A 15,440-nucleotide genomic window follows, 5' to 3' on the forward strand; every position below is an offset into this window, starting at 1 on the left:
GTGGGCCACCCTGTCATGCGTGCCAGTCGAGCGGGACTTGCCTGGAGCGGTCCCAGGGACGCTCCCAGCCTGCGAAGTGAAGGATCTTGTCGATGACCCCGGCGGTGAATCCCCAGACCAGCGCGGATCCGACCGCGAACGCGGGACCAGTGTGTCCGCGCGGGTGCACGCTCGTCACGCGGTTCCGCGGATCAGTGAGATGCGCCACGGGGACGGTGAAGACGCTGGCGGTCTCCGCGAGGTCGACGGCGCCGACCGGGCTGGGCTCGCGCCACCAGCCGAGGACGGGCGTCACGACGAAGCTGCTGACCGGGATGTAGAGCCGGGGCAGCACGCCGAAGATCTGGACGCCGGACGGATCGAGCCCGGTCTCCTCCTCGGCCTCGCGCAGCGCGGCCCGCAGCGGTCCCGTCGTCTCCGGGTCGCCGTCGGCCGGGTCGAGCGCGCCGCCCGGGAAGGACGGCTGCCCCGCGTGCGAACGCAGGGTGCCCGCACGCTCCATGAGCAGCAGCTCGGGCTCGTCGTCCGCGCCCTGGCCGAAGAGGACCAGCACGGCCGACTGGCGGCCACTGCCGCTCTCCGGCGGCAGGAACCGGCTGAGCTGCTCGGGCCGCACGTCCCTGGCGACCCGCGCCACGGGCTCCAGCCACTCGGGCAGCCCTCCGCTCGTCACGGTGATATCGGGCAGCCCGGCACCCTCGGCCGGCCTGCCGTCACAGGTCTCACTCGCACGCATCATGGGCACCCCCGTCTGTCACAACGCCCACCCGGGGCCCGATGGTTCCGCCCGGCCGCGTGGTTCTGCCAGGTCACGTGGTTCACCGGGGCCCGTCCGGGGATGCCGTTGAGGCCGGTGCCCCCGTCACCCGGCGTACGGCCCGCCGCACCGCCCGGCGCACCGCCTGGCGTACGGCCCGCCGCACCGCCCGGCGTACCGCCCAACGCCGTCACCCGGCGGCGCCCAGCGGGGGCGCCGGCTTGCCGGGATAGTCCGACGGGGGCTTCAGGCGCTGGCCCGGGTCGCCCCCCATCTCGTACTTGAGGAGCTTCCGCGCCTTCTCGGGGTCCGTCTCGCCCTCGCCGTACGAAGGGCACAGCGGCGCGATCGGGCAGGCGCCGCAGGCCGGCTTGCGGGAGTGGCAGATCCGGCGGCCGTGGAAGACGACACGGTGCGAGAGCATCGTCCACTCACTCTTCGGGAAGATCGCGGCGACATCGGCCTCGACCTTCTCCGGGTCCTCCTGCTCGGTCCACTTCCAGCGGCGCACGAGCCGGCCGAAGTGGGTGTCGACGGTGATCCCGGGGACGCCGAAGGCATTGCCCAGCACCACATTGGCCGTCTTGCGGCCGACGCCGGGGAGCGTGACCAGGTCCGCGAGGCGGCCGGGCACCTCGCCGCCGAAGTTGTCCCGCAGGGCGGCGGACAGGCCGAGCAGGGAGCGGGCTTTGGCACGGAAGAAGCCCGTCGGCCGAATGATCGCCTCCAACTCCTCCGGGACCGCGGCGGCCAGGTCCTCCGGCGTCGGATACCTGGCGAAGAGCGCGGGGGTGGTCTGGTTGACCCTCAGGTCGGTGGTCTGGGCGGAGAGGACCGTGGCGACGAGCAGCTCGAAGGAATTCTCGAAGTCGAGCTCGGGGTGCGCGTACGGATAGATCTCGGCCAGCTCGCGATTGATCCGGCGGGCCCGGCGGACCATGGCGAGATGTGACTCGGGCTTGGTAGCCTTGACACCCTTGGGCGATTTGGTCGTTTTAGAAGGTTTTTCGGGCGAGGCCGGTGGCTGTTCGCCCACAGCAGAATTTTTACCTGTGGTCACCTGTCCAGCCCCCTTGGCCTGCGCTCTCACCGGCGTTTTGGACACCCGGCCAGCCTAAAGCCCCACACTGACATCCGACCCGGTCGCCGCCAATTGCCAACCCAATCGGCCCCCTGCCGCACGGTCCCCGACGCATGTGCGTCAAGCTTGTGACTGATCGCACTGTTTTACCGTCCGGCATCATGGAGACCACCGGTCCCCTGAGCAGGTCGACAAGGAGAGAACTCGTGGACGACGTTCTGCGGCGCGCCCCGCTCTTCGCGGCGCTCGATGACGAGCAGGCCGCGGAGCTCCGCGCCTCAATGAGTGAGGTGACGCTCGCTCGCGGCGACGCCCTCTTTCACGAGGGCGACCCGGGCGACCGCCTGTACGTGGTGACCGAAGGAAAGGTGAAGCTCCACCGCACCTCCCCGGACGGCCGCGAGAACATGCTGGCCGTCCTCGGACCCGGCGAGCTGATCGGCGAGCTGTCGCTCTTCGACCCGGGCCCGCGCACCGCCACCGCCAGCGCCCTGACCGAGGTCAAGCTGCTCGGCCTCGGCCACGGCGACCTCCAGCCCTGGCTGAACGCCCGGCCGGAGGTGGCCACGGCGCTGCTCCGCGCGGTCGCCCGCCGGCTGCGCAAGACCAACGACCAGATGTCCGACCTGGTCTTCTCCGACGTGCCCGGCCGTGTGGCCCGTGCGCTCCTCGACCTGTCGCGCCGCTTCGGCGTCCAGTCGGAGGAGGGCATCCACGTGGTGCACGACCTGACGCAGGAGGAGCTCGCCCAGCTGGTCGGCGCCTCCCGCGAAACGGTCAATAAGGCGCTCGCGGACTTCGCGGGCCGCGGCTGGCTGCGCCTGGAGGCGCGCGCCGTGATCCTGCTGGACGTCGAGCGACTGGCCAAGCGCTCGCGCTGACGCCGTCCGTACGTACGTACACAGCTGTGTGAAGGGGGCCCTCGCCGAGCGGGGGCCCCCTTCACACGTACGTCAGGGCCGCAGATCAGGCCGTATCCCTCCCCGCCTCAGATCAGGCCGTGCTCCCGCAGGTACTCCAGCTGCGCCCGCGTCGAGAGCTCGGCCGCGGGCCACAGCGAGCGGTCCACGTCCGCGTACACGTGCGCCACCACGTCGCGCGCGCTGGCGTACCCGTTCTCGACGGCCGTCTCGACCTGCGCGAGGCGGCTCGCGCGGTGCACCAGGTAGAACTCGACCGCCCCCTGCGCGTCTTCGAGCACAGGCCCGTGCCCCGGCAGCACGGTGTGCACCCCGTCGTCGACCGTCAGCGAGCGCAGCCGCCGCAGCGAGTCGAGGTAGTCGCCGAGGCGCCCGTCCGGGTGCGCCACCAACGTCGTACCGCGCCCGAGGATCGTGTCCCCCGTCAGCACGGCCCGGTCGGCCGGCAGGTGGAAACAGAGCGAGTCGGCGGTATGCCCCGGCGTCGGTACGACGCGCAGCTCCAGGCCGCCAGTGGTGATGACGTCGCCCGCCCCGAGCCCCTCCTCGCCGAGCCGCAGCGCGGGATCCAGGGCCCGTACGGGCGAGCGCGTCAGCTCGGCGAAGCGGGCCGCGCCCTCCGCGTGGTCGGGGTGTCCGTGCGTGAGGAGGGTCAGCGCGACCCGCTTGCCCGCCTGCTCGGCCATGGTGATCACGGCCCGCAGGTGTGCCTCGTCCAGCGGGCCCGGGTCGACGACGACCGCCAGGTCGGAGCCGGGCTCCGAGACGATCCAGGTGTTGGTGCCGTCCAGCGTCATCGCGGAGGCGTTGGGGGCCAGGACGTTGACCGCCCGGTCGGTGGCGGGCCCCGAGAGCACCACGCCGCGCGGCTGGCCGGGCAGGGCCGCTGCCTCCGTCACGAGCCACCACCCGCCGGGATGTACTTGGTGAACTCGTCGTGTCCCGGCCAGCTGAGAATCACCTGGTCGCCCTCCAGACGCGCCCGCGCGAGCACCGGCGCCATGTCCTGGTCCGAGGCGCCCGCGAGCGCCTCGGCGGCCGTACGGTACGGCTGGAGCCGCCGTAGCGTCGAGACCGTCGGCGGCATCATCAGCAAATCACCCCGGTCGTAGCCCGCGGCGGCCTCGGCCGGCGGGATCCACACCGTGCGGTCGGCCTCCGTCGATGCGTTGCGGGTCCGCTGCCCGGCCGGCAACGCGGCCACGAAGAACCAGGTGTCGTACCGCTTCGGCTCGAACTCCGGGGTGATCCAGCGCGCCCACGCCCCCAGCAGATCCGAGCGCAGCACCAGCGAGCGGCGCTGAAGGAAGTCGGCGAAGGACAGTTCGCGGGCCACCAGTGCCCGGCGGTCCGCGTCCCACTCCTCGCCCGTGGTGTCGTCGACCACCGTGTCCGCCGTCGGGCCCGCGAGCAGCACGCCCGCCTCCTCGTACGTCTCACGCACCGCCGCGCACACGATGGCCTGCGCGGACGCGGGATCCACCCCGAGGCGCAGCGCCCAGTCCGCCAGCGAAGGACCGGCCCAGCCCACCTGGTGATCGTCGTCGCGCGGGTCCACACCGCCCCCCGGATACGCGTACGCGCCTCCGGCGAAAGCCATGGAGGCGCGTCTGCGCAGCATGTGTACGGCGGGTCCCGACGCACCGTCCCGCAGCAGCATCACGGTCGCGGCCCGCCTGGGGGTCGCAGCCGTGAGCTCACCGTTCGCCAGGGCGCGGATACGATCGGGCCATTCGGGTGGATACCACTGACCATTGGACATGGCCGGATGCTACGACCAACCACGACGATGTTCGAGAGCCACCCGAGCCCTCGGCCGAACCCGGCAGCGGGGGCCCGGTCCTGGACTCAGTCCTGGACTCAATCCTGGACTCAGTCCTGGACGAGCTCGACCTGGATCTCGACCTCGACCGGAGCGTCCAGCGGAAGCACGGCCACGCCGACCGCGCTGCGCGCGTGGACGCCCTTGTCGCCGAGCACCTCGCCCAGCAGCTCGCTCGCGCCGTTGAGGACGGCGGGCTGGCCGGTGAAGTCCGCGGCCGAGGCGATGAAGCCCACGACCTTCACGACGCGCGCGATGCGGTCCAGGTCACCGACGACGGACTTGACGGCCGCCAGGGCGTTCAGCGCGCAGATCCGCGCCAGGTCCTTGGCCTCCTCGGGGGTCACTTCCGCGCCGACCTTGCCGGTGCACGGAAGCTTGCCCCCCACCATCGGGAGCTGGCCCGAGGTGTAGACGTACACGCCGGAGCGCACCGCCGGCTGGTACGTGGCCAGCGGCGGTACGACCTCGGGAAGCGTCAGGCCGAGTTCGGCGAGCCTCGCCTCGACCGTTCCGGCGGCGGCACCGCTCATGCGTGCTTCTCCCGCTTCAGGTAGGCCACCAGCTGCTCGGGGTTGTTGGGTCCGGGAACGACCTGGACGAGCTCCCAGCCGTCCTCGCCCCAGGTGTCCAGAATCTGCTTCGTCGCATGCACGAGAAGAGGCACAGTCGCGTATTCCCACTTGGTCATATGCCGACTGTAGTACCTGCCACAGGCAGTCCCCTGCGTAGCCCGCGCCCCGACTGGTTAGGCTCAAAGACGTGAGCAGGCTCCAGGTCGTCAGCGGCAAGGGCGGTACCGGAAAGACCACGGTGGCCGCCGCACTCGCGCTCGCCCTCGCGACGGAGGGCAAACGCACTCTTCTGGTGGAGGTCGAAGGCAGACAGGGCATCGCGCAGCTCTTCGAGACAGAAGCGCTCCCCTACGAGGAACGGAAGATCGCGGTCGCTCCGGGCGGCGGGGAGGTGTACGCCCTCGCGATAGACGCCGAACGCGCGCTACTCGACTACCTCCAGATGTTCTACAAGCTGGGCGGAGCGGGCCGGGCACTCAAGAAGCTCGGCGCGATCGACTTCGCGACCACCATCGCCCCGGGTGTCAGGGACGTCCTGCTGACCGGCAAGGCGTGCGAGGCGGTCCGGCGCCGGGACAAGAAGAACCAGTACGCGTACGACCACGTCGTGATGGACGCGCCGCCCACCGGCCGCATCACGCGCTTCCTGAACGTGAACGACGAGGTGGCGGGCCTGGCCAAGTTCGGCCCGATACACAATCAGGCGCAGGCGGTGATGCGCGTCCTGAAATCACCGGAGACCCAGGTCCACCTGGTGACGCTCCTGGAGGAGATGCCGGTCCAGGAGACCGTGGACGGCATCAGGGAGCTGCGCGCCGCCGAGCTGCCCCTGGGCAACGTCATCGTGAACATGGTCCGCCCGCACCTCCTCGACGAGGAGGCCCTGCGTTCGGCGGCGGGCGAGCAGCGCACGGCGGTCGCCAAGGCGCTCTCGGAGGCGGGTCTGGGCAGCGCGCGCCGCGGCGGCCTCGCCGAGCGCCTGGTCGACCCGCTCCTCGAACAGGCCGCGGAGCACGCGCAGCGCGTCGAGCTGGAGCGCGAGCAGCGCGCGGTCCTGGAGGCGCTGGATCTGACGACGTACGAGCTGCCGCTCATCGGGGCGGGCCTGGATCTCGCGGGGCTCTACCGGCTGTCGAGGGAACTGCGGGCCCACCTGGCGGGGACGCATCCGGCCGGCACGGCTGCGACCGCGACCCATCCGTCCGGGACCGATCCTTCGGGTAGAGATTCGGCCGGGATCCATCAGTCTGGGGGGACTTCATGACGACCGTGGGCACCACCATGGACCCGACGCCCGTACTGGGCGTCGACGCACTGCTCGACAACCCGGCGACCCGCATCATCGTGTGCTGCGGCTCGGGCGGCGTGGGCAAGACCACGACGGCGGCGGCCCTGGGCGTACGGGCGGCCGAACGCGGCCGGAAGGTCGTCGTCCTCACCATCGACCCGGCCCGCCGCCTCGCCCAGTCCATGGGCATCGACGCGCTCGACAACACCCCGCGCCGGGTGAAAGGCGTGGACGAGTCGGCCGGGGGTGAACTCTGCGCCATGATGCTCGACATGAAGCGGACCTTCGACGAGATCGTCGAGGCGCACGCGGAAGGCGACCGGGCCCGCGCGATCCTGGAGAACCCCTTCTACCAGTCCCTGTCGGCCGGATTCGCGGGCACGCAGGAGTACATGGCGATGGAGAAGCTGGGTCAGCTGCGCGCCCGCGACGAGTGGGACCTGATCATCGTCGACACCCCGCCGAGCCGCTCCGCGCTGGACTTCCTGGACGCGCCCAAGCGGCTCGGGTCGTTCCTGGACGGCAAGTTCATCCGGATCCTGATGGCGCCGGCGAAGGTGGGCGGCCGGGCCGGGATGAAGTTCCTCAATGTCGGCATGTCGTTGATGACCGGGACCCTCAGCAAGGTGATGGGCGGTCAACTGCTGCGCGACGTACAGACCTTCGTGGCCGCCATGGACACCATGTTCGGCGGCTTCCGCACCCGTGCGGACGCGACGTACAAGCTGCTCCAGGCGCCCGGCACGGCCTTCCTCGTGGTCGCCGCCCCGGAACGGGACGCGCTGCGTGAGGCGGCGTACTTCGTCGAGCGGCTGTCGGCGGACAAGATGCCGTTCGCCGGGCTCGTACTGAACCGGGTCCACGGCAGCGGCGCCCCTCAGCTCTCGGCCGAGCGGGCACTTGCCGCCGCAGAAAATCTTGACGAGGGCCGCATTGTGGATCAGAGGCCCGGGAATGCTGGAGTTCGTGACTCCTCGGCCGCCTCTCCCACTGCCGGGGCCACATCGGGCACACCGACTCCGGATCCCTCACCGGAGAGCCCCCAGCAAGGCAGCCGTACCCCGCAGGACGCCACCCCGCAGGATCACGACGTCGACACGCAGGTCGACACTCAGCCGGCCGTTGAGCAGCCGACCGTTGAGCAGCCGGCCGTCGAAGCTCAACGGATCGACGAGGCTCAACGGATCGACCGGGCTCAACGGGTCCACACCGTTGAGCAGTTGACCGCGGGACTGCTGCATCTGCATGCCGAGCGGATGCATGTGCTCGCACGTGAACAGCGAACGCGCGACCGCTTCACCGCGCTCCACCCCGAGGTGGCGGTGGCCGAAGTGCCCGCTCTGCCGGGCGATGTGCACGACCTCGCAGGATTGCGGGACATCGGCGACCGGCTTGCCGCCGGCCCCGATCATCCTGCCCCTGCGGCCTAGCCCGTCCAGGCCGAGACCACTTGGTGCGATGCGGCCTGAGCCGTCCAGGCCGAGTCCACTCGGTGCAATCCGTCCAGTCCGCCTATCCCACCGCTGCGTACGCCATGTACGCCCCGTCCACATCGTCCTCGGGCAAAATGCCCGTGCTTCGCTCGTACTCGGTACGCGCCGTCTCCAGCAATCGGCGCCAGGAGGTCACGGTGGGACGCCTGCGCAGCAATGCGCGGCGCTCCCGCTCGGTCATTCCCCCCCACACGCCGAACTCGACGCGGTTGTCCAGCGCGTCGGCCAGGCACTCGGTCCGCACCGGACATCCGGTGCACACCGCCTTGGCCCTGTTCTGCGCTGCACCTTGTACGAACAGTTCATCCGGATCGGTAGTGCGGCAGGCTGCCTGCGCACTCCAGTCGGTTACCCAGCCCATCCCGGCGCCGTCCTCTCCCGAATCGAGGCTCCCCCACGGCGACAGCGGCATATTCACCGCTGCCAGTTGAGGACGTTACGGAAGGTGGGCACAGCGCAACACCCCCTTCGGGCCCAATCTTGAATGGCCCGAACGGACTATGCGTAAGCGGCAGATCACCCGACGGAGTGAGCGAAGGACATACGCGACCACTCTGGCAAACCGGGGCAGATAGGTTGGAGCGCAACGGGCGCCCGGTGACGCATGAGGCGGATTCGGACAGAGATCCGGCAGATTCGGGGCTGACGGATTTACTGTCTGGGGCTTGATGCGAAACCGCACTGCTGTGACAGTTGAGAGCAGCTTAGGGCAGAGCCTTGAGGTGTGTCCGGCGAATGAGAACGTAGGCTGCCCCCATGCCAAAGAAGCGCTCGGGCGGAGGTCTCACGGGGACCCAGCAGGCCGCCAAATTCCTCGGTGTGGCCGTGCTCTCCGGAGCCGTGCTGGCCGGCATCGCCCTGCCGGCGGCCGGAGCGCTGGGCCTCGCGGCCAAGGGCACGGTCGAGGGATTCGACGAGATCCCCGCCAATCTCAAGACACCGCCGCTGAGTCAGCGCACCAGCATCCTCGATGTGCGGGGCGACCCGATCGCAACGGTCTACTCGCGCGACCGCACCGTGGTCGACCTCAAGGACATCTCCCCGTACATGCAGAAGGCCGTCGTCGCGATCGAGGACGCACGGTTCTACGAGCACGGGGCGATCGACCTCAAGGGTGTGCTGCGCGCGGCCAACCGCAACGCGCAGTCCGGCGGTGTCTCGCAGGGCGCGTCGACCCTCACACAGCAGTACGTCAAGAACGTCTTCGTCGAGGAGGCCGGTGACGACCCCAACAAGGTCGCCGAGGCCACCCAGCAGACGCTCGGCCGCAAGGTCCGCGAGCTCAAGTACGCGATCCAGGTCGAGGAAGAGCTGGGCAAGAAGAAGATCCTTGAGAACTACCTCAACATCACCTTCTTCGGGCAGCAGGCGTACGGCGTCGAGTCCGCGGCCAAGCGCTACTTCAGCAAGTCCGCCAAGGACCTCAAGCTGGAGGAGGCCGCGCTGCTGGCCGGCATCGTCCAGTCGCCGAGCCGCTACGACCCGGTCAATGACACCGAGGAAGCGACAAAGCGACGTAACACCGTGCTCCAGCGCATGGCCGACATCCGCGACGTCTCGCAGGCCGAGGCCGACCGCGCGAAGGCGGCCCCGCTGAAGCTGAAGGTCAGCAAGCCCAAGAACGGCTGCATCACCGCCGTCAGCGGCGCGGGCTTCTTCTGTGACTACGTACGCGAGGTCTTCCACTCCGACCCGGCCTTCGGGAAGACCAAGGAGGAGCGGGCCAAGATCTGGAACAAGGGCGGCCTGAAGATCCGCACGACGCTCGACCCGCAGGCGCAGGAGTCGGTGCAGGCGTCGATCAAGGACCACGTCTACCAGTCGGACAAGGTCGCTACCGCGGTCACGCTGGTCGAGCCCGGCAGCGGCAAGGTCCTCGGAATGGGGCAGTCCAGGCCGTACGGCTTCGGGAGCACCGAGACCACGATCAACTTCTCCGCGAACAAGAGCATGGGCGGGTCGGCCTACGGCTTCCCGACCGGTTCGACGTTCAAGCCGTTCGTGGCGGCGGCGGCCATAGAGCAGGGCATCCCGGCGAACAAGTCGTACTCGGCGCCGTTCGAGATGGACTATCCGACCGTGCAGACCTGCTCAAACAAGCCCTGGGTGAACCTCGGCGGCGAGCGGGTGCCCAACGAGTCCGAGTCCGAGGTGGGCCCGTACCCGCTGAAGGAGGCAATGGCCCTCTCGGTCAACACCTACTTCATCCAGATGATCGAGGACATCGGCATCTGCCCGGTCACGAAGATGGCCGCCAAGCTCGGCGTGGTCCAGGCCAACGGCAAAAACCTCAAGGAGGTGCCCGCGATCTCGCTGGGTACCGAGGGCATGTCGCCGCTGACCATGGCCGGCGCGTACGCGACCTTCGCCAACCGGGGAACGTACTGCACGCCGATCTTCATCGAGGAGATCAACACGGCGGACGGCAAGAAGCTGCCGGTGCCGAAGACGAAGTGCAGCCGGGCGATGTCCGAGAAGACCGCGGACACCATCAACACCCTGCTCAAGGGCGTGATCGACTCCGGTACGGGTCAGCAGGCCGGACTCACCAGCCGTGACAACGCGGGCAAGACGGGTACGACCGACGGCAGGCACAACGCCTGGTTCGTCGGCTACACGCCGAACCTGGCCGGTGCGGTGTGGGTCGGCGCGGCCGGCGCCAGTCAGGTCCCGATGGAGAACATCACCATCGGCGGCGTCTACCACGACAAGGTGTACGGCGGTCAGGTCCCGGGGCCGATCTGGAAGGACGCCATGAGCGGCGCCCTGGACGGCAAGCCGGCGCCCGGCTTCAACTCGGTCGACATCCCCAAGCCCGAGGGCGACAAGAGGGACAAGGACGACGGCGACGACGGTGGTCAGGACGACGGCAAGCCCGGCGAAAACGGCGGCGGCGACGCGGGCGGCAAAAACCCCTGGCCGGACATCTCCCTCCCGCCGGGCCTGATCGGCGGCGGAGGCGACGGGGGTCGCGGGGGCGGCGGCAATGGTGGGAACGGCAAAAACGGGAACGGCGGCGGGAACTGGCCGTAGGGGCCGGAGGCCGACGTAGACCTACGAAAATGGGGACGCACCCACCGATCCGGTGGGTGCGTCCCCATTTTTTGGTTCCGCTTGCTCAGCCTGCTCAGCCTGCTCAGCCTGCTCAGCCCGCGAGGAGCTTCTTCACCACGACGGCCACGCGGCCACCTTCGGCGCGGCCCACCACCTTCGGGTTCACGATCTTCATGACCGCGTCCATCGCGCGCGGCCCCTCGGCGCCGGCCGCCTTCGCCTCTTCGACGGCCTGCCCGACGATCGTGGTCAGTTCGTCGTCGCTCAGCTGCTGCGGCAGGTAGGCATCGAGGAACGCGCCCTCTGCCTTCTCCCGCTCGGCCGACTCGGTCCGGCCGCCCTGGGCGAAGGCCTCGGCCGCCTCGCGGCGCTTCTTCGCCTCCTTGGCGATGACCTTCTGCACCTCGTCGTCGGAGAGCTCGCGCGACGTCTTGCCGCTGACCTCTTCCTTGGTGATCGCGGTGAGGGTCAACCGGAGCGTCGACGAGGCCAGCTCGTCACGCGCCTTCATGGCGGTGATGAGATCTTCATGCAGCTTGGACTTGAGCGTCATGGGGGCCAGTGTGGCAGGTACGTACGCGTGCACGCCCGCCGATTTCCTGATACCGGCCGGTCTTGCGACGATGGGCGCATGCGCGCTCGTTACGGAGTTCCCCTGAAAGTCACCGCAGGAATTACGGCCGTTGGCGCGGTGGGTCTCGCCTACGCCGCCGGCTTCGAGGCCCGTTCGTTCCGGCTCCGCCGGGTCAGCATTCCCGTACTGCCACCGGGGGCCCGGCCGCTGCGCGTGCTCCAGGTCTCCGACATCCACATGGTGGGCGGGCAGCGCAAGAAGCAGCGCTGGCTCCAGTCGCTGGCCGGGCTGCGCCCCGACTTCGTCGTGAACACCGGCGACAACCTGTCGGACCCGCAGGGCGTGCCCGAGGTCATGGACGCGCTGGGTCCGCTGATGGAGTACCCGGGCGCCTACGTCTTCGGCTCGAACGACTACTACGGGCCCACGCCCCGCAACCCCGCGCGCTACCTCGGCGAGAAGATGCGCGGCCAGCACGGCCTGAACGGCAACCCGCCCGTGGTCGGCGTCGAGCGCAACCCGTGGGAGGAGCTGCGCGACGGCTTCGACTCGGCGGGCTGGCTGAACCTCACGAACGCCCGGGGCCGGCTCAAGCTCGACGGCATGGAGATCGCCTTCACCGGCGTCGACGACCCGCACATCAAGCGGGACCGCTACGCGACGGTGGCGGGCGGCCCGGAGGCCGGGGCGGACGTATCGATCGGCGTCGTGCACGCCCCGTATCTACGCAGCCTCGACGCGTTCACGGCAGACGGCTACCCCCTGATCCTGGCAGGCCACACACACGGCGGCCAGCTGTGCATCCCCATCTACGGGGCGCTGGTCACCAACTGCGACCTGGACACGGACCGGGTCAAGGGCCTGTCCGCACACGAGGCGGCCGGCAAGCGGTCGTACCTCCACGTGTCGGCGGGGTGCGGCACCAACCGCTATACGCCGGTGCGCTTCGCTTGTCCGCCTGAGGCGACGCTGCTTACGTTGACGGGGCGGGACGAGCGGGCTTGAGGGGGCTTGAGCGGAGGAGGGCGTCTGCCCAGCACCCCGGAAACCGGATTTCGCCTCCGGCGTCGCGTCCGCTAAAGTAATCGATGTCGCCGCGACGCGCGCGACAATCGGGGTGTAGCGCAGCTTGGCAGCGCGCTTCGTTCGGGACGAAGAGGTCGTGGGTTCAAATCCCGCCACCCCGACAGCTGAAACACCAGATCAGGGGCCTGATCCGCGAGAGCGGGTCGGGCCCCTGAGTGGTTTCCGGGACCTCCTTGGGAGCCGTTTGGGGAAGCCGGGCGACGCCAGCCGGGGCGCGTACCCCACGTCATGACGCATGGCGGCTGCCTCCAGGTCGGAATCCCTCCCCACAATCCGAGCAAGCTCGGCCGCCCGGGCTGCGACTCCCTGGCACACCCTGCGCAAGCACGGGCAGACCCGGTCACGGGGGAACCGAGCCTGCCCCTGCATATCGGCGCCCGCGTACCTCCCCCTCGGAGGGTGGGCGCCATGCCCCCGCCCGGGGTCAGTCCTCACAGCGTGCCGCACGTCAGAAGTGTCACGGGCGGACGGAGATGGTCGCGAGACCGAACCGAACGAACTCCTCCATTCCATCCCGAAAAGAGCCCTAGTACGCGAACATTTGCATAAGTACCTGAATAGGCAGCCATATGTGAGTCATCGCGGGCGGCGGTGTAACAGGAAGCGCACGCGGAACGCAGAAGCAGGAAGAAAGCGGGGCGACAACCCAGGCTGAATTTCGACACCTGGAGCGAGCGCGCCGACACGGCACTACGTCGATCGGATTTCCTGTGAGCAACATCGACCCGGTTCCCGGATACCAGACGCACAACCAGCCCTCGCGGCCGGACCGCTCCGTGCGCCAACAGACCGCCACACGGCGCACCGCCCTCACCGTCTGCACGATCGTCGACATCGCGGCAGGTCTGCTCGGCCTGTGGATCCTGTTGTTCCTGCTCGACGCGAACCAGGCGAATGTGTTCGTCGAGTTCGTGCGGGGAACGGCGGACTGGTTGGCCTGGTGGGCGCAGGACATTTTCACCATGGACACAGAGGGTCTACGTGTTGCCCTTAATTATGGTCTTCCGGCTGCCATGTATTTGCTGATCGGCCATGGGATCGCTGCCCGGCTCAACCGAGCCTGACAGCGGACCGGCCTTTATCGATCGCCACGAACCGCTTCCACCGGCGCCTTCCTCGCCAACGACCACACAACGACCACACAGGGAAGTGACGGCAGCCGAAGGGCCGACTCTATGAGGACCTGGTACGCGAATGTGGTGATGTCGTCGCCGAAGCTCAGCTGGCGGCTGATCACGCGCAGTATCAGGCAGCGGTCAGCGCGGCTGGCCGCTCGATCCCCTATGCGAAACATGACCAGGCCGTGGCCCAGGCGGGCCGACGGCGCAGTTCGCCCAGGAAGACCAGAACGCAGATGGATTACTGCTCCTCGTGCCGTCGGCATCTCAACGGCGCCCTGATGTGTCCCGGGTGTGGCGCCTACGCCCCGGACATCGCCCCGCCCGCCACCGACGGCCGCATCGGTTCCGCCCCGGCGATGACGGGCGCCCCACCGGCCACAACGGCCCACCGGGGATCCACAACCTCCGGCACGTGGCACGACAGACCCCTGGACAACGAGGGGGAGTTCAATGCTGATACGGACGCGGCCCCGTACGCCCTCGTCGCCGACGTCGAGGGCCCGCCGCCGGCGCAGCAGGGTCGGGCGGCACGCCGTCACCAGCTGGCCCGTTGGAAGAAGAACAAGCGCCGGGCGGCGGTTGCGAGCACCGTCGCACTCGTCGGAGGCGGCCTGACCATCGCCGCGATGGACCGGCACGCCCCGGACCGGGCACAGGCGGCCACGGCGCCGGACCAGCGGAGTATGGGCGCCGTGGAAGAGCAGACGCCTGAGCAGAAACCTCCGGCGTCCACACCAGCCACCACTCAGCGCACTCACCGGTCGTCACACACCCCGTCTCAGCCGCAGCCGCCGACGACCAGCGCCCCGCGACAGCAGTCCCTCGCGGCCCCGCCCCGTACGCCGCCACCGATCGCTCGGCCGGATGCCGCCGCGCCTCCCCGTCCGGCTGCGTCTTCGACCCCGCAGCCGCAGAGCACCGCCCCGTCCGCCGGCGACACGGCCGAGCGCTCCGATGCGAGGACGGAGCAACCGTCGGCGCCGGCGACCGCCGACAGCACGCACTCGGGCGCGTCCCAGGCCGGCCCCGCATTGATATCGACGTCGCCGACGGAGGTGTGCGTGCTCGGGGTGTGCCTCGGCTGACCATGCCGACACCCGGCCCTTCCCGGCTCGACGAGCGTCGCGCGCCCGGATCCCGCCGTCGTATGGCGTGTGTGGCCGACGCGCAACGGAGCTCGCGAGCCGTGTGTCAGCCCGTGGGCAACAGCCCCGGCGGTTGGAAGGGAGAGGAGGCAGAGCCCGTGAGTCCCGCTACGAAGTCCAAGTCCTGCTGCACCGCATCGGCCGGTGGTGGGCCGTCGACGTCCCCCGCCTCGAGCGTGCGGAGAACCTGGCCCGCGGCCTGGTCGCCGAAGCCGCCGGTGCCCGTCCGGACGTAATCGTCCTGGACATGGTGGTGCCCGAACTCGGACCCGTGCTCGGCCCGGTGGCGGCGGCGCGGCGGCGCGGGGCGGCCGCGGTGGCCGCCGAGGATCGGGCGACCGCCGGCCCAGACCAGCAGCTCGGTCCGGGTGCCCGCGCCGAGTCCGGCGCAGGGCGCCGCCCCCGCTCCCCGCTCGCGTCCCGGCCCCGCCGGGCAGCCGCGGCAGGCGATCTCCCCCGCCCGGCCCTCCTGGCAGCCTCGGCGAGGTCGGTCATACTCAGGTCCTCTCACCCAGCAACGCAAC

Annotated in this window: 16 protein-coding genes and 1 tRNA gene; 8 read left to right on the top strand and 9 right to left on the bottom strand. The window is 69.7% G+C overall.

Going from position 1 to position 15,440, the window contains the following annotated elements:
- Nucleotides 1-13: 13 nt before the first annotated feature.
- Together ABCR94_RS02205 and nth are read right to left on the bottom strand one after the other, a co-directional pair.
- Nucleotides 14-736, bottom strand: coding sequence for an NUDIX hydrolase (locus tag ABCR94_RS02205; RefSeq protein ID WP_521976433.1), 723 nt, complete (start codon nt 734-736; stop codon nt 14-16).
- 211 nt (nt 737-947) lie between these two features.
- Nucleotides 948-1,862, bottom strand: coding sequence for an endonuclease III (nth, locus tag ABCR94_RS02210; protein WP_347117240.1), 915 nt, complete (start codon nt 1,860-1,862; stop codon nt 948-950).
- A 182-nt stretch (nt 1,863-2,044) separates the two neighbouring features.
- Here nth and ABCR94_RS02215 point away from each other — a divergent pair, with 182 nt between their 5' ends.
- On the top strand, nt 2,045-2,719 hold the full coding sequence (locus ABCR94_RS02215) for a Crp/Fnr family transcriptional regulator (RefSeq protein ID WP_031090867.1): 675 nt from the start codon (nt 2,045-2,047) through the stop codon (nt 2,717-2,719).
- A 107-nt stretch (nt 2,720-2,826) separates the two neighbouring features.
- Here ABCR94_RS02215 and ABCR94_RS02220 read toward each other — a convergent pair whose 3' ends face one another.
- The 4 genes from ABCR94_RS02220 to sp36 all read right to left on the bottom strand — a co-directional run bounded on the left by ABCR94_RS02220 (nt 2,827) and on the right by sp36 (nt 5,271).
- Nucleotides 2,827-3,657 carry an MBL fold metallo-hydrolase gene (locus tag ABCR94_RS02220; protein ID WP_347117241.1) on the bottom strand — a complete coding sequence of 277 codons (831 nt, stop codon included), beginning with the start codon at nt 3,655-3,657 and terminating at the stop codon, nt 2,827-2,829.
- Entirely contained in the window at nt 3,654-4,520 is an 867-nt protein-coding gene (locus tag ABCR94_RS02225; RefSeq protein WP_347117242.1) for an NUDIX hydrolase, read from the bottom strand. The genes ABCR94_RS02220 and ABCR94_RS02225 overlap by 4 nt, the downstream gene beginning before the upstream one ends.
- A gap of 110 nt (nt 4,521-4,630) precedes the next feature.
- Nucleotides 4,631-5,113 carry a RidA family protein gene (locus ABCR94_RS02230; RefSeq protein ID WP_347117243.1) on the bottom strand — a complete coding sequence of 161 codons (483 nt, stop codon included), beginning with the start codon at nt 5,111-5,113 and terminating at the stop codon, nt 4,631-4,633.
- Nucleotides 5,110-5,271 carry a Sp36 family protein gene (gene sp36 / locus ABCR94_RS02235; protein WP_283516419.1) on the bottom strand — a complete coding sequence of 54 codons (162 nt, stop codon included), beginning with the start codon at nt 5,269-5,271 and terminating at the stop codon, nt 5,110-5,112. Before sp36 ends, ABCR94_RS02230 begins: the two co-directional genes overlap by 4 nt.
- 71 nt (nt 5,272-5,342) lie before the next feature.
- Here sp36 and bagA point away from each other — a divergent pair, with 71 nt between their 5' ends.
- The gene (gene bagA, locus ABCR94_RS02240; RefSeq protein WP_347117244.1) at nt 5,343-6,419 is read left to right on the top strand and encodes an ATPase BagA; all 1,077 of its coding nucleotides are present in this window, start codon (nt 5,343-5,345) and stop codon (nt 6,417-6,419) included.
- On the top strand, nt 6,416-7,873 hold the full coding sequence (bagB, locus tag ABCR94_RS02245; protein WP_347117245.1) for an ATPase BagB: 1,458 nt from the start codon (nt 6,416-6,418) through the stop codon (nt 7,871-7,873). Before bagA ends, bagB begins: the two co-directional genes overlap by 4 nt.
- A gap of 82 nt (nt 7,874-7,955) precedes the next feature.
- Here the strand turns inward: bagB and ABCR94_RS02250 are convergent, their stop codons facing one another.
- Nucleotides 7,956-8,297 (bottom strand): WhiB family transcriptional regulator, encoded by a 342-nt coding sequence (locus tag ABCR94_RS02250; protein ID WP_283516416.1) that lies wholly within the window; start codon nt 8,295-8,297, stop codon nt 7,956-7,958.
- A 395-nt stretch (nt 8,298-8,692) separates the two neighbouring features.
- Here ABCR94_RS02250 and ABCR94_RS02255 point away from each other — a divergent pair, with 395 nt between their 5' ends.
- On the top strand, nt 8,693-10,969 hold the full coding sequence (locus ABCR94_RS02255) for a transglycosylase domain-containing protein (protein WP_347117246.1): 2,277 nt from the start codon (nt 8,693-8,695) through the stop codon (nt 10,967-10,969).
- Between the two features lie 112 nt (nt 10,970-11,081).
- On the opposite strand, the gene ABCR94_RS02260 is transcribed toward ABCR94_RS02255, so the two are convergent.
- A complete protein-coding gene (locus ABCR94_RS02260; protein ID WP_347117247.1) occupies nt 11,082-11,543 on the bottom strand; it encodes a GatB/YqeY domain-containing protein in 462 nt (153 codons plus the stop codon).
- 78 nt (nt 11,544-11,621) lie between these two features.
- Here ABCR94_RS02260 and ABCR94_RS02265 point away from each other — a divergent pair, with 78 nt between their 5' ends.
- The 4 genes from ABCR94_RS02265 to ABCR94_RS02280 all read left to right on the top strand — a co-directional run bounded on the left by ABCR94_RS02265 (nt 11,622) and on the right by ABCR94_RS02280 (nt 14,856).
- Nucleotides 11,622-12,569 carry a metallophosphoesterase gene (locus tag ABCR94_RS02265; RefSeq protein ID WP_347117248.1) on the top strand — a complete coding sequence of 316 codons (948 nt, stop codon included), beginning with the start codon at nt 11,622-11,624 and terminating at the stop codon, nt 12,567-12,569.
- 108 nt (nt 12,570-12,677) lie between these two features.
- A tRNA-Pro gene (locus tag ABCR94_RS02270) sits at nt 12,678-12,751 on the top strand.
- A 609-nt stretch (nt 12,752-13,360) separates the two neighbouring features.
- Nucleotides 13,361-13,714, top strand: coding sequence for a hypothetical protein (locus ABCR94_RS02275; RefSeq protein ID WP_347117249.1), 354 nt, complete (start codon nt 13,361-13,363; stop codon nt 13,712-13,714).
- Between the two features lie 290 nt (nt 13,715-14,004).
- Nucleotides 14,005-14,856, top strand: coding sequence for an SCO2400 family protein (locus ABCR94_RS02280; RefSeq protein ID WP_521976005.1), 852 nt, complete (start codon nt 14,005-14,007; stop codon nt 14,854-14,856).
- A 106-nt stretch (nt 14,857-14,962) separates the two neighbouring features.
- Here ABCR94_RS02280 and ABCR94_RS02285 read toward each other — a convergent pair whose 3' ends face one another.
- Complete coding sequence (locus ABCR94_RS02285) at nt 14,963-15,427, bottom strand: hypothetical protein (protein WP_347117251.1); 465 nt, start codon at nt 15,425-15,427, stop codon at nt 14,963-14,965.
- Nucleotides 15,428-15,440: the final 13 nt, after the last annotated feature.

This window comes from Streptomyces changchenzhani (assembly GCF_039766235.1).
Lineage (GTDB): Bacteria > Actinomycetota > Actinomycetes > Streptomycetales > Streptomycetaceae > Streptomyces.

Bases quoted from the DNA above. Each gene is read 5' to 3' on its own strand.
- ABCR94_RS02205 (WP_521976433.1), bottom strand. From the start codon at position 736: ATGCGTGCGAGTGAGACCTGTGACGGCAGGCCGGCCGAGGGTGCCGGG.
- ABCR94_RS02225 (WP_347117242.1), bottom strand. From the start codon at position 4,520: ATGTCCAATGGTCAGTGGTATCCACCCGAATGGCCCGATCGTATCCGC.
- ABCR94_RS02230 (WP_347117243.1), bottom strand. From the start codon at position 5,113: ATGAGCGGTGCCGCCGCCGGAACGGTCGAGGCGAGGCTCGCCGAACTC.
- sp36 (WP_283516419.1), bottom strand. From the start codon at position 5,271: ATGACCAAGTGGGAATACGCGACTGTGCCTCTTCTCGTGCATGCGACG.
- bagB (WP_347117245.1), top strand. From the start codon at position 6,416: ATGACGACCGTGGGCACCACCATGGACCCGACGCCCGTACTGGGCGTC.
- ABCR94_RS02250 (WP_283516416.1), bottom strand. From the start codon at position 8,297: ATGGGCTGGGTAACCGACTGGAGTGCGCAGGCAGCCTGCCGCACTACC.
- ABCR94_RS02255 (WP_347117246.1), top strand. From the start codon at position 8,693: ATGCCAAAGAAGCGCTCGGGCGGAGGTCTCACGGGGACCCAGCAGGCC.
- ABCR94_RS02260 (WP_347117247.1), bottom strand. From the start codon at position 11,543: ATGACGCTCAAGTCCAAGCTGCATGAAGATCTCATCACCGCCATGAAG.
- ABCR94_RS02265 (WP_347117248.1), top strand. From the start codon at position 11,622: ATGCGCGCTCGTTACGGAGTTCCCCTGAAAGTCACCGCAGGAATTACG.
- ABCR94_RS02280 (WP_521976005.1), top strand. From the start codon at position 14,005: ATGGATTACTGCTCCTCGTGCCGTCGGCATCTCAACGGCGCCCTGATG.